Origin of the sequence: Gemmata palustris (assembly GCF_017939745.1) — a bacterium.
Lineage (GTDB): Bacteria > Planctomycetota > Planctomycetia > Gemmatales > Gemmataceae > Gemmata > Gemmata palustris.
Map to the genome: position 1 here is coordinate 1,404,585 of NZ_JAGKQQ010000001.1, position 13,346 is coordinate 1,417,930.

Sequence of the window (13,346 nt, forward strand, 5' to 3'; positions counted from 1 at the left end):
CTCGTCACCAGCACGCTGCGCCGCTCGTACCGGTCCGCGAATACCTGGAACAGGAGCTCGGCACCACCCCGACTGAACGACAGGTACCCCAGCTCGTCGATGATCAGCAGATCGATGCGGTCCAATTGCGTCAGCACCCGGTCCAGCCGGTGGTTCTGTTGGGCCTCTTCCAACTGCGTCACGAGTGCCGCGGCCGTCACGAACTTCACGCGCCGGCCGAGCCGACACATCGCGAGCCCGAGTGCCGTCGCGAGGTGCGTCTTGCCCGTTCCCGCGTTGCCGATCAGGCAGCAGTTGGCGTGCTCCTCGACCCACGCCCCGCGCGCGAGTTCCAGCACCTTCTGCTTGGGCACCGACGGGAGCGTGCTGAAGTCGAACGTGTCCAGATCCTTGATCACCGGGAACCCGGCGGCGCGGATGCGTGAGGCCAGCGCGTTCGCGGATCGCGTGGTCACCTCGGCCTCGGTCAGGCGCAACAGGTAGCCCTCGTAGGATTCGTTCTTCGCGTCGGCCTCACGGGCCAGCTTCTCCCACTCGCTGAGCATCGTCGGCAACTTCAGGTGCTTCAGGTTGGCCTTGAGCAACAGCGGGGTCGTCTCGGCGGGCATCGGCATCTCCTTGGGACGGGGAACGGGTCAGCAGGCGATCGAACTGGGCGAGGTCGGCGGGCTGCACGGTCACGGCCGCGAGGCCGAGCGACATCGCGTTGTCACTCGACGACGGTGCGATGTCGCAGCGGAACGGTCGGGCCGCCGCGGTGATGGTCGTGGCATCGAGTTCGCCCCGCGCCAAGCACCCCGTGACGACGGACGCGAGGCGCTCCACCGGGTGGCTCGCGAGCAACTGCAGCACGCGGATGTGGTGCCGCGTCCCGACGCACGATCCGAGCCGCGCGACGAGGGCCGCGCGCAGTTCGGTGAACACGGGCGGCAGTTGCCAGTCGCGATACACCGGCGCGTGATCGAGCGCCGCGGGCTTCTTCTCCAGGGTTCCGAGGAAGTGGAGCGGGTCGAGAACCTTCTGGCCGCTCCCGTAACTCCGGGCGTGAGTGGCGACCGTGGCCCCGTCACCGACGACCTCAACTCGGTCCACGTACCCCTTCGCGGTCACCACGCGGAACGCCCACCGGCGCGGCACGCTGTAACTGTTGCGGTCGAACCGGACCGTCTGGTACTTGTCCACCTGGCCCGGTTGGAGGATGCACGCATCGAACCGGTGCGTCGGAACGGGCAACGCGGCCGCACGGTCGCGCTCGAAACGCGCGGACACGGACAGCGCGTTGTCACCGCACGTACGGTCCCGCGCCGCGAGGTACTGGCGCAGCAGATGTGCGTTCAACTCACCGAGGTCGGCGACGCTTGGCACGGGCGTCGCCCACTGCCGTTCGAGATCCTGCACCCGCTTCTCGACGCGCGGCTTCTCGGTCGGGGTCGCGGGCATGCAGAACCGGGGCGCGAACGTGTAGTGGCTCGCGAGCGCCGCGTACCGCGGGTGCGGGGTGCGCTCCCGGCCCTTGTGGATGCGGACCGCGACGGTCCTGGGGTTGTCCCACCACAGCTCGCGGGGCACGCACCCGAAGAACGCGAACGCCTCGACGAGTCCGTGCAGAACGGCTTCGGTGCGCTCGGTCGGGAGCGCAATGGCGAACGGGCAGTTGGAGTAGCTCCAGGTGACGACCAGCACGGGCATCAGCCGGCGCCCGTCGGGGAAGTCCACGTGGATGTGCCCGAAGTCGGCCTCGGCGCGATGACCGGGCGGGTGCTCGAGCGGGATGAACGTCTCGCGACGATCGAGGCGGTGCTGCTTCAGGTAGCGCCGCACCTGGTCATAGCCGCCCGCGTAGTTGTTCTCGGCGACGAGTCGTCGGAAGATCTGACTGGCGGTGTGCCGCTGCTTGGGTGGCGCGGTCCGATCGGCGACCAAGATGTCATCAACGATGGCTCGGAACGCCCCGAAGGTCGGAGCCGGGCGCGGCTGGGCGAGCGTGTAGGGCACCGGCGCGGGGTTCGCCAGCGCGTGGCGAACCGTGTCACGCCCGAGGCCCAGTTGACGGGCGATCTTCCGGGCGCTGAGGCCGTTGCGGTGCAACCGCCGGATCTCTGCGAAGTCGTCCACCGTACGCATCCTTCCCCCCTGCGGCCGGCCGAAATGCCGATCGCAGGGGCTGTGCTACGGTGGACCTGAATTCGATGCCGAAGTGGACCTGGATTACGCGCCGATTACCACCGGGCGACCCGCGGGACGCGCCCGGGCTCGGGTGGCACGGGCGCCGGACCGGGCCGCAACTCCTTGGCGCGCCCGCGCCGGGCGAAGTGGATCGTGCCCGCCACGGTCAGTGCGCTTGTGGTGCTCATGCGATCTCCCGTTGATCCGGGCGCGCGGCCCACTCGTCGGCGAGGGCCTTGATCCCGGTCGGGTGGAACGACACGGTGACCTGCCCGTCGCGCCCGTCGTACTCGACCTTCTCCACCAGGAGTGCGATGACCCGGGCCCGTTCGAGCGGGGTGAGCGTGCCCCAGACCGGATCGAACGCCGCGAGCGCGCGGGCCGCGTCGTCCTCGGGGATCAGTTGGCTCGTCACGGTCCGGATGTGCTCGCGCACCTTGGCGGCGCGGTGCTCGGCCGCCTCGATGCGCGCGTGCAGGTCCGCGAGGCGCGCCACGAGCGGCCAGTTGTCCTCCCCGGGTTTCAGCTGGACCGAGAGCCGGCGCACCTCCCCGTGCCACGCGCGCAGGTCCTTCTCCAATCCCCGGTGCTCGGCCTCGAGTTCCGCGGTCCGGGCCGCGCCCTTCTCCCGCGCTTGCTCGAGCACCTGACGGAGCAACTCGGGGTCGCGCCCGACGCCCCGGACGCGCTCGACCACGAACCCCTCGATCGGTTCGGCCGGGATCGATTTGGACGGGCACGCCCGGTACCCGCGCTTCTGGGCCGTGCCGCACACGTAGTACCGGTACCGCTTGTTCCCCTTGGTGCTGTGGCTCGGGGTCATCGCGCACCCGCACGGCCCGCACCGCAACAGGCCCTTCAGCAGCGCCCCGAATGGGTTCCGCACCAGGGCCCCGCCCGTGCGCCCGTTGCGCGTCAGGGCGTGCTGCACCGCGGCGAACACGCCCGGGTCCACGATGGCCGGGTGCTCGCCCGCGTGGACCTCGTCCTTGTACCGCACGTGCCCCACGTACAGCGGGTTTGTGAGCAGGTTGTACAGGTTCGTGCGGTCGAACGGCTTGCCGCCCTGCTCCGGACCCTTGCGCGTGGCCCAGCGCTTGGTCGTCCACTGGCGCCGCTCGAGTTCCGTGACCACCGGCACGAGCGCCCCGTGCTCCAAATACAGTGCGAAGATCTGGCGCACGCGCTCGGCCTCGGCGGTGTTGAGTGCGAGCTTGTACCCGCCCGGGTCGATGTCGTACCCGAGGACCGGGTGGCCCCCGGCCCACTTGCCCTTGCGCCGCGTGGCCGCGATCTTGTCCCGGGTCCGCTCCGAGATGATCTCGCGCTCGAACTGCGCGAACGACAACAAGACGTTGAGCACGAGCCGGCCCATGCTGGTCGCGGTGTTGAACTGCTGGGTCACCGAGACGAACGCGACCTTTTTGTCCTCGAACGTGCGCATCAGCTGGGCGAAGTCGAGCAACGACCGGGACAGGCGATCGACCTTATAAACGATGATGCAGTCCACCTTCCCGTCGGAGACATGTTCGAGGAGCTTGTGCAACCCGGGGCGATCGGTGTTCCCGCCCGTGTACCCCCCGTCGTCGTACTTCTCGGGCGACAGGGCCCACCCCTCGCCGGCCTGCGAGCGGACGAACGCTTCCCCGGCCTCGCGCTGTGCGTCGAGCGAGTTGAACTCCTGCTCGAGCCCCTCCTCGGTGGACTTGCGCGTGTAGATCGCGCACCGCACCCGTTTCACCGGTTCTCGGTCCGCGGGCTTCGGTTGGGGTTGCGGTCGGTTGAGTCGGGTCGTGTGCGAGGTCATGCGCGCTCCGGTTTGTTGAGTTTGAAGAAGTGGAACCCGTTGCAGTGGGTGCCGGTGACGGCCTTGGCCACGGCGCTGAGCGAGGGGAACACGCGCCCGTCGTACTCGAACCCGGTGGGGAGCACCTTCACGTGGACCGTGGCGCCCTTGTACGCGCGGGTAATCACGCTCCCGGGCGGGGGCAGGCGCGCGTCGCTCGTGTCCCTGGGCACGGTGCCGGTATGCACGGGTCCGGCGGAAGCGGTGCTCCCCTTGGGCGGGATCAGGCGGATGTCCGCGTCCCGGGCCAGTTGCACTGCTCGGGTCCGGGCCCGGGCCGAGAGGTCGCCCTCGGCGAGCACTTGCAGGCGCCACGCGATGCGGCGCACGAGCCACGTGCGGTTCCCGGTCGTGGTCGGCTCCCCGAACACCTCCGCGTACCGCGCGCGCAGGTCCGTGGGCGTGAGCCGCTGGAGCGCGGCGAGTTCCTTGGCGACATTGATCTCCACCCGCAATCTCCTCGAAAATCCTGGGAATCTCTGGTTCCGGCGGTGTTAACCGCCGGTCCCAGTGACGCTCTTCCGAGGGCCCGCAGCAAGTCCATTCGCGGCAGATTCTGAAGGTTTTTCTGACGTCAGAGGTGGATCGATAGGTGACGCGAGGAGGTCCGAGCCGAGGCGCACGAGCCCGGTCGCGAGGAGGCGCGCGAGCTCGCGAGTGCGTTCGTCGGGCGTGAGGGTGGACGGATCGCGTGTGGACGGCATCGGGGCACCTCGGGGTAAGCCCCAGCGCCCTTCGCGTCGCGACCGGCGGGCTGGCGGATGAATGGGAGAAAAGTCTCTACCTTAGATGTTACGCAGTGCGGCATTTTTGGGCCTTGCGCGGGTGTGGGTGTGGGTCTACGATCGTGTCATGAGCGTGCCCAAGGTGTTCCCGCAGGACTACATCGACTTCTTGATCGCGACCCCGAAGGGGTACTCGGGTACGGAGGCAGCTCGGGTACAACCGAGCCAACCCGACCCGCCGGCCCACGATGCGTTTACCCGTCTGCTCGCGCGCGTGGAACCCGATCCCGACACCCTTTGGGCCGAAGCACGAACCCAGGTCCGGCGCGACGACGGGGTGCTGGTCGTGGACGATTCGACCCTGGACAAGCCCTACGCCCGAGCCATCGAACTGGTCACCCGGCACTGGTCCGGCAAGCACCACGCGGTCGTTCGGGGGATCAACCTAGTGTCCCTGCTGTGGACCGACGGGGACCGACACATCCCGTGCGACTACCGGATCTACAACAAGGACGCCGACGCGCGCACCAAGAACGACCACTTCGGGGACATGATCCGGGGCGCCTATGCCCGGGGCTTCAAGCCCCGGGGCGTCGTGTTCGACGGGTGGTACAGCAGCCTGGATAATCTGAAACTGATCCGCAACTGCGGGTGGGTGTGGCTCACCCGGCTCAAGTCGAACCGGCTCGTGAACAAGGATCGAGAGGGCACACGGGCGCTGGAGCACACGACCATCGCGGCGACCGGCACGGACGTGTGGCTCACCGGATTCGGGTTGGTCAAGGTATTCGGGATTGCCACCCCAGACGGGGGCACCGCGTATTGGGCCACCAACGATCTGGGGATGACGGACCTGACCCGGGTGCAACTCGCCGAGTTCAGTTGGGCCATCGAGCACTACCACCGGGGGATCAAGCAATGCACCGGGATCGAGCGGTGTCAGTGCCGAACGGCCCGCGCCCAGCGCAACCACATCGGGTTGGCCCTGCGCGCGTTCCTACGGTTCGAGGCGCATTGTTTTGCGACGGGCATCAGTTGGGTCGAAGCCAAAACCGCGATCATTCGTGAGGCCGTGCGAGACTACCTGACACGACCCCACATTGGCTTCCCAAACCACCGCACTGCGTAACACCTATACCTGTTAATTACACCGAACGTGACCAAAGTGTTCAGAGAAGTGCGATCGAGGTGTTGATCGCCCGACGACCGTGGCTCACGCTCTCAGCGTCAGCTGAACCTGAGTGGCGCAGAGGAAAAATTGCCGGACGCAGCCGTGTCGGGGGTAACGCTCGTCGGATGAGATGCTCCATCCGGTGTGTCGGACCGGAGCGCGCAACGGACATGCGTTTGGGCACAGCTGTCGATTAGATCCAGGGGAGCACTTCCGGATTACCTCGGCACTACTTTCCGGTGCAGAAGCGGCGTCGCCGGAGCATGGGGTGCGTAGGATACACGAAATCAAGCGGTAATTGAGGCTGCGGGCCGAAACGGGCCGCAACCGCAGTGCCCGTTTCGGCCCGCAGCGCAGGCAATTCCCTTCTCTTTCCCTTCTGGCTCAAACTGGTCTTCGAGCCGCGCTCCCGGCACCGTTCGCCGCTGATTCGTGAACGCGTGCCCGATCCGACCGGTCTTCCGTCTCGTCTCGGACGGCGGCAGGAACGTGCAGGCGGACTCGATGCGAAAGTCGCCGCCCGGGCAAAAGTTGCGGTCCGACTTGCGCGACGCGGCACACGGGAGGATGCGGGCGTCGAGATTGAGCTCGCTCAATCGCCCCGCAGCTGCCGCTGCTTGCGGTACTCGCCGGGGCTCACACCGAGTTCGCGGCGCAAGACCTCGTACAGTCGCTGGATGTTGTCGATTCGGGCCATAAGGTGGATTCCCAGATTCGTTACCATTTTTCCCCGGAACGATACTCCGGAGTGCGAGGATGACGAGTACTATCCCGGTTACGTCGCCCGAGGTGCCCGCATGATTCGCCGTCAAATTTTCGTCGTCGCGGCCCTCGCCGCTCTGTCGGTTCCCGCGGGAGCGGCGGACAAGCCCGTGAAGGTGTTCGTCCTCGCCGGGCAGTCGAACATGGAAGGGCACGGGTTCATCGCAGCCGACCCGAAGCGGAACGAGGGCAAGGGCAGCCTGGAGTACGTGGCCAAGCGGCCCGACACCGCCGCCAAGTTCAGGCACCTACTCGGCGAGGACGGCAAGTGGGCCGTCCGGGACGACGTGTGGATCCACTACCTCGACCGCAAGGGGAAACTCACCGCCGGGTTCGGAGTGAAAGAGGACCGCATCGGCCCGGAACTCGGGTTCGGGTGTGTGGTCGGCGAGGCCTACGAGGAGCCCGTCCTGCTCATCAAGCTGGCGTGGGGCGGGAAGAGCCTGGCCGTGGACTTCCGCCCGCCGAGTTCGGGCGGGGAGGTCGGGCCGTACTACAAGGAGATCGTGGCCCGCACAAAAGCCGTGCTGAAGGACCTGAATAAGGAGTTCCCGGAGTTGGGCGACCGCGGGTACGAACTGACCGGGTTCGGCTGGCACCAGGGGTGGAACGACCGCGTGAACCGGGCCTTCAACGACGAGTACGAGAAGAACCTGGCGCACTTCATCCGCGACATCCGCAAGGACCTCGGGGCGAAGAACCTGCCGTTCGTAATCGCCGAGACCGGCATGAGCGGCCCGGAAGAGAAGCACCCGCGGCCGCTCTCCCTGATGAAGGCGCAGGCGGCGGTGGCCGAGTACCCGGAGTTCAAAGGGAACGTCGCGTTCGTCGGCACCAAGGCGTTCTGGCGGGCCGATGACGTCTCCCCCAGCAACCAGGGCTACCACTGGAACACCAACGCCGAGACGTACTACCTGATCGGCGAGGCAATGGGTCACGCCATGAAGAAACTGTGCGCGCCGCCGCCCGCCGCCAAGAACCCCCTCAGCGATTGGAAGCACTCGGGAACGCTCACGCTGTTGACCACACCGGACGGGGCGAACCTGCCCCCGACGGCCGCCGTGACGGATTTCCCCGTGCTCGTCCGGCTGCACCGCGACTGGTTCGACTTCACCCAGGCGCGCCCCGATGGTGCCGACGTGCGGTTCACCACCGCCGAGGGCGCGCGGTTGGCCCACCAGGTCGAGGAATGGGACGTGAAAGCCGGCACCGCGAGCGTGTGGGTGCGGGTGCCCAGCATCAAGGGCAACTCGCGGCAGCCGCTCCGGATGTACTGGGGCAAGGGCGACGCCGTGAACGAGTCGGACGGCACGGCAGTGTTCGCCCCGTCGAACGGCTACCTGAGCGTGTGGCACATGGGCGAGGCGGTCGGCGACGACGCGGGGACGCTGACCACGAAAGACCTCGGCACGACCCCGGCAAAGGGGGTCATCGGGGGCGCCCGGCATTTCGACGGGAACGCCCGCGTCACTTGCGGTGACAAGATCACGAACTATCCGACCGGGGACGACCCGCACACCACCGAGGTCTGGTTCCGACCCGAGACGTGTAACACGACGCTCATCGGCTGGGGCAACGAGAAGCCGCAGGGCAAAGTGGTGATGCAGTTCCGCGGCCCGCCCCACGTCCGCATGGACTGCTGGTTCTCCGGGGCCAACGTCGAATCCGCCGGGCCGATGAATCTGAACGAGTGGGTCCACGTCGCGCACGTCTGCCAGCGCGGGGATTCTCGCCTGTACGTGAACGGCGTGCTGGCGGGGGCGTCCGCCCGAAAGGACTCGCCGCTGAAGATCGCCGGTCCCGTCGGGCTGTGGATCGGTAACTGGCACGACCAGTCCCGGTTCAAGGGAGATCTGGACGAGGTGCGGGTCTCGCAGGTGGCGCGCTCGGCCGACTGGTTGCGGCTGCAGTACGAGAACCAGAAACCGCTGCAGACCCTCGTGGGGCCGCTCGTGAGTGCGGGAACGGACTTCTCGGTCGAAGCACAGAGCGCAACGGTCCGGGAGGGCGGGAGCGTCCGCGTGACCGCCCGGGCGGGCGGGGCGCAGAAGCTGTCCTGGTCGGTGGTGAGGGGTGACCGGGAGGAGGTTCTCGCGGTCGATCGCTCCGCCGTCGAGTTCGCGCCCGGCCGCGTGACCGGGGACACGGCGGTAAAGCTGCGGCTCAGGGCCGTGTTCCCGAGCGAGGTCAAGATTCGCGACATCGGCCTGACCGTCCAGGAAGCGATCCCCGACCCGGAGTTCACCCTGCACATCCCGACCGAGTGGGACGGGCGCAAGGAACTCGTCCTTGAACCCCAAATCACGAACCTCGCCGCCCTGAAGGCGGCCGGCGGCGGGGCGACGGACGTGCGGGTGGAATGGTCCGCGGGGCCGCTGGCCGTGATCAAGGAAATCGTGGCCGGAAAGCTGCGCCTGCTCCGGGCACAGAACAGCGGCCCCCTCACGGTCACGGCCACGCTCAGCAACGGCGGGCGGGCCGTCACCCGGTCCGCTACGATCACCGTCAAAGAACCGGCGACCGATGCGTGGGTTCAGCGCGTCCCGGAGCGCGACGAGAAGCCCGAGGAGGGCCAGTTCTACGCCCGGGACGACCGCAACGAGGGCACGCTCCACTACCGCGGCACGCTGGACAAGCCTGCGGACGAAGTGTTCCTGAAGGTGTACTGCGACGACAAACCGTTCGCGACCGAGACCGGCAAGCCGGGCCGGGACCTGAGCTACGCGCTCGCGGCGAAACTGAAACCGGGCCTGGTGAAGTACCGTGTCGAATTCGGCACGCGGAGCCGCGGCACGGACACCGTGCTGCACAAGGTCGGGGACCTCGTGTGCGGCGATGTCTACCTGATCGAGGGCCAGTCGAACGCGGAGGCGCTCGACCTGCCCGGGGAGACGCCACGGGAGACGAGCCAGTGGGTTCGCACGTATGGCGGCCCCCTGGGGCGCGACACGGACGGCGCGGGCTGGGTGCGCGAGCGCACGAAAAAGGCGGGCGGCAAGGCACCGAATCTGTGGGGGCTGGCCGTCTGGAAGTCCAAGCCGCCCGAGCACGAGGCGTTCGTCGGCTGGTGGGGGATGCAACTGGCCAAGCGGCTGGTCGAGAGCCAACAGGTGCCCGTGTGCATCATCAACGGCGCACTCGGCGGCACGCGCATCGACGAGCACCAGCGCAACCCGGCCGACCCAGCCGACCTCTCGACGATTTACGGCCGCTGGTTCTGGCGGGTGCAACGGGCGAAACTCACCCACGGGGTCCGCGCGGTCATCTGGCACCAGGGCGAGAACGACCAACCGGCCGACGGCCCGTCGGGGGAGTACGGGTGGAAGAACTATCACCGCTATTTCGTCGAAATGGCCGCCGGGTGGAAGCGGGACCTCCCGAACGTCCGGCACTACTACGCCTTCCAAATCTGGCCGGACTCGTGCGCGATGGGCGGGCGGGACGGCGCGGGCGACCGCTTGCGCGAGCAACAGCGCACCCTCCCGGACCGGTTCTCAAACCTGAGCGTCCTGTCCACGCTCGGCATCCGTCCGGGGGGCGGCTGCCACTTCCCAAGGGAGGGGTACGACGAGTTCGCCCGGTTGCTGCAACCGCTCATCGAGCGCGACGTGTACGGGAAGAAACCGACCAAGTCCATCACGCCGCCGAACTTGAAGCGGGTCGCCTTTGCCAACGCCGAGCGGGACGCGCTGACGCTCGAATTCGACCAACCCATCGTGTGGAAGGAAAAGCTCGCCGGCCAGTTTTACCTCGACGGGGCGAAGGACCAGATCGCCACCGGCAGTGTTGAGGGCTCGACCCTCACGGTGAAATTGAAGGCCCCATCCGCCGCAAAAAGTATCACCTACCTGAAGGAAAGTGCGTGGAGCCCGGACGCCTTGCTCGTTGGGAAAAACGGCATCGCCGCCCTGACCTTCTGCGAGGTGCCCGTCTTGCCCTGGCGCCGCTAGCGGAGGAAACCGCACCGCCGCACACGCACCCCCGATTGACCCGAAGAGGACGCCAAAATGAATCGTTTGATGTTCCGCCCGCTTGTGGCGGCCGGCCTGATACTGTTGTTCTCCACCAGAGACGTGACAGCGGCCGACCCGTCACCGCAGAATGCGGAGATGGCCGGCTACTTGCTCGTGCCGCACGGCAGGGTGGACGCGAAGTACAACGCCGGCTTCTCGATGTACGTGGCGGCGTGGCCGCTGCTGAAGAACTACCCGGGGCAGGACTTTCAGAGCGGGCTGTTCGGCACCTGGATGTTCTCCCAGTACGACGGGCCGAAGCCGGAGAAGGCGTACTCGGACATCGAAGGCGGGCTCGGCTGGTGGCGCGACACCCGCTTCGCCACCGAGACGCCGAAGTTCATCATGGGCGGGGTGGCGCTCGAGTTCAGCGAGTGGGCGAACGGCCCCGGCGCGGGCAAGGGCCGCGACTGGAAGAAGCCCGCCGGCAAGTACGCCGTCGCCCAACTCAGCCCGTGGGTGCTCTGGCCGCCGGACGGGTTGAACCTGAAGCCGGGCACGAACGGCGAACTGTTCGGGTACGGCTACCTGCCGCTGCCGCTGACGCCGGCCAAGAAGACCACCGCCGGAAAGGGCGTGCCGACCGGCGGTCAATGCTGGACGCTGTTCCTGAACACGGGCACCTTCAAGGGGCCGGTGGCGTTCTTTACGCCGCACTTCTGGTCGCGGCCGACCGTCGAGAAGCCCGAACTGGGCGGGCTGTTCCTCGACACGCGCCCGTCCGATCCGAATAAGGCCGTACAGATGGAGACGCAACACGTCCCGGCGTACATCGCCGTGGACGCGAAGGGCACCAGTTACGCCCGCGTCGCACCCACCCAGTTCCCGGCCAGCGCCGATAAGGACGCGCCTCTGATTCACCGCATCACGGCCTATAACAAGTCGGCGCTGTGGGACGGCGTGCAAGCGTGGTTCGCCGGCGGCAAGGAGGTGTCGGGCACCATCGACCCGAAGGCCGCAGTCGTTCAACCCTTCGAAAGCAAGGGCGGGGCGACCTGGCGGATTTACCCGCCGAACAAGGAGCGAGACCGCCGCGCGCAGGTGGCCTGGGGTTCGTTCGCCACGCCCACCGCACTCGACGAAACCACCTACGGGTACAAGTGGTCGGACGCCGTGATGAAGAGCGATGTGCTCGTCACCCTGCCCGAATACTACCGCCTTGAGAAGGACAAGAACGACAAGGAGCGGTGGGTGGTCGTGAGCGCGAAGGACGTGCCGGTCGAAACCGGACTGGCGAGGGCCGAGTTCCCCCGTCGTCGCACCGCCAAGCCGCAACCCTACGTCACGCCCGACGAGGCCGGGAGCAGCTGGAAGAAGCCGGGGCCGGCGGCCGGACCGTTCGAGGCGAAACTCGGCGACGGCAGCGTGGTCACGTACTACTGGTACCGCTTCGCCGACCAGCCCGCGCTGTTGAACGCCGACCTGACCCAAGCCGAGCGGGAGGCGCTTCAGAAACGCGTCGAGTTGCTGCACAAGAGCTGGACGAAGGACCGTGAGTACCTCCCGCCGCCGACCGTCGGCAAGCTGGCCGACCTCGACCCGGCCGTTCTCGTCACCCCACCAAAAGGCCTGGAAATCGGGTACGTGCCGATCGTCACCCGCCAGGCCAAAGCCGAGGAGAAGTGAGTTACGCGCCTCCGCCTGTTCGCCGTCGTCACCCTGATCGCGTTGGCCGGCACCGCGCCCGGCCAGAAGGTGCCCGACGTGAACCTGAAGCCGGACGACCCGCCCGGAGGCGCCGGCAAGCCCGTCAAGGTGTTCATCCTGATGGGCCAGTCGCACGTGGTCGTCACGGGCGACATCGGCCCGGAGTCGGCCAAAGGGGTCTCTGACGTACCTGACGAAGACGGACAAGAAGTACCCGTGGCTGGTGGACGGCGACAAGTGGGCCGAGCGGAAGGACGTGTACTACGACGCCCGCGTGAAGAAGGGCGCCGCACTCAGCCCGGTGGCGAATAACGGCAAGGCCATCGGTCCGGAAGTCGGGTTCGGGTAACGGTGTCCACCTCGCGTAAGACCCGCGGGACGTAGTCCACGACCAGGTCGAACGGGACCACGGTCAAGGGCGGCGCGCCCCTGGATCGTCCTCGGCCTGATGAAGGACCGGACCGAGGACACCGCCGGCGGGAACCCCCGGCTGGCGGAGAAGCTGCGGGAACAGACTGCCGGGGCGCCGGTCGGGTACATGGCGACCAGCCCCACCCGGCTGCCAGTCTCACCGCGCCGGCTCTGATCTTCCTGGCCAATTGATGCGCGACCGAGTTGGCGTCGGTCGCCTCGACCTCAAGTTTCAAAACAGCGAACGGAACCCAGCCAAGCCAGTTCGCTCACCGCGGGCAAAACAGGTCAGCGTGGAAACTTGCCCGAATCCGTCCGTGGCGGAATGCAACAGCGATGTTTCCGCGCGAGAATACGAAACGATTGTCGCGCCGAGTACACGGCTCGGCGGGTGTAAGTGTGGACGGATCGCGTGTGGACGGCATCGGGGCACCGGGTGGTTGGCCCCAGCGCCCTTCGCGTCGCGACCGGCGGGCTGGCGGGAGAACCGAAAAAGTCTCTACCTGTCAATTACACCGAACGCGACCGAAGTGCTCAGTTCGGGGCTGGGGGCCGAACGCGCGAGTGAGCGCCGGAATGTGGCGCAAGTTTTGCTGTAGTTGCTA

General features: G+C 67.4%; 9 protein-coding genes and 1 pseudogene. 5 read left to right on the forward strand and 5 right to left on the reverse strand.

The window, feature by feature from the left end; translation table 11 throughout:
- Positions 1-35: 35 nt before the first annotated feature.
- From J8F10_RS05660 to J8F10_RS05675, 5 genes and pseudogenes are all read right to left on the reverse strand, one after another.
- Positions 36-614 (reverse strand): annotated as a pseudogene (locus tag J8F10_RS05660) (ATP-binding protein); the annotation flags it as partial.
- Positions 514-2,124: an IS21 family transposase gene (gene istA, locus J8F10_RS05665; RefSeq protein WP_210652882.1), complete on the reverse strand. Its 1,611-nt coding sequence runs from the start codon at positions 2,122-2,124 to the stop codon at positions 514-516. The pseudogene J8F10_RS05660 and the gene istA, both read right to left, overlap by 101 nt.
- Before the next feature lie 95 nt (positions 2,125-2,219).
- Positions 2,220-2,354, reverse strand: coding sequence for a hypothetical protein (locus tag J8F10_RS39720; protein WP_261363044.1), 135 nt, complete (start codon positions 2,352-2,354; stop codon positions 2,220-2,222).
- Positions 2,351-3,973 (reverse strand): recombinase family protein, encoded by a 1,623-nt coding sequence (locus J8F10_RS05670; protein ID WP_210652883.1) that lies wholly within the window; start codon positions 3,971-3,973, stop codon positions 2,351-2,353. The genes J8F10_RS39720 and J8F10_RS05670 overlap by 4 nt, the downstream gene beginning before the upstream one ends.
- Positions 3,970-4,461, reverse strand: coding sequence for a DUF2924 domain-containing protein (locus tag J8F10_RS05675; protein ID WP_210652884.1), 492 nt, complete (start codon positions 4,459-4,461; stop codon positions 3,970-3,972). Before J8F10_RS05675 ends, J8F10_RS05670 begins: the two co-directional genes overlap by 4 nt.
- A 403-nt stretch (positions 4,462-4,864) precedes the next feature.
- Here J8F10_RS05675 and J8F10_RS05680 point away from each other — a divergent pair, with 403 nt between their 5' ends.
- From J8F10_RS05680 to J8F10_RS05695, 5 genes are all read left to right on the forward strand, one after another.
- Entirely contained in the window at positions 4,865-5,866 is a 1,002-nt protein-coding gene (locus tag J8F10_RS05680; RefSeq protein WP_210652885.1) for an IS701 family transposase, read from the forward strand.
- A gap of 839 nt (positions 5,867-6,705) precedes the next feature.
- Positions 6,706-10,620, forward strand: a complete 3,915-nt coding sequence (locus J8F10_RS05685; protein WP_210652886.1) for a DUF2341 domain-containing protein — start codon at positions 6,706-6,708, stop codon at positions 10,618-10,620.
- Between the two features lie 57 nt (positions 10,621-10,677).
- On the forward strand, positions 10,678-12,309 hold the full coding sequence (locus J8F10_RS05690; RefSeq protein ID WP_210652887.1) for a hypothetical protein: 1,632 nt from the start codon (positions 10,678-10,680) through the stop codon (positions 12,307-12,309).
- 244 nt (positions 12,310-12,553) lie between these two features.
- Positions 12,554-12,679, forward strand: a complete 126-nt coding sequence (locus tag J8F10_RS39725; RefSeq protein WP_261363046.1) for a hypothetical protein — start codon at positions 12,554-12,556, stop codon at positions 12,677-12,679.
- A gap of 99 nt (positions 12,680-12,778) precedes the next feature.
- The gene (locus J8F10_RS05695) at positions 12,779-12,916 is read left to right on the forward strand and encodes a hypothetical protein (RefSeq protein WP_210652888.1); all 138 of its coding nucleotides are present in this window, start codon (positions 12,779-12,781) and stop codon (positions 12,914-12,916) included.
- Positions 12,917-13,346 lie beyond the last annotated feature (430 nt).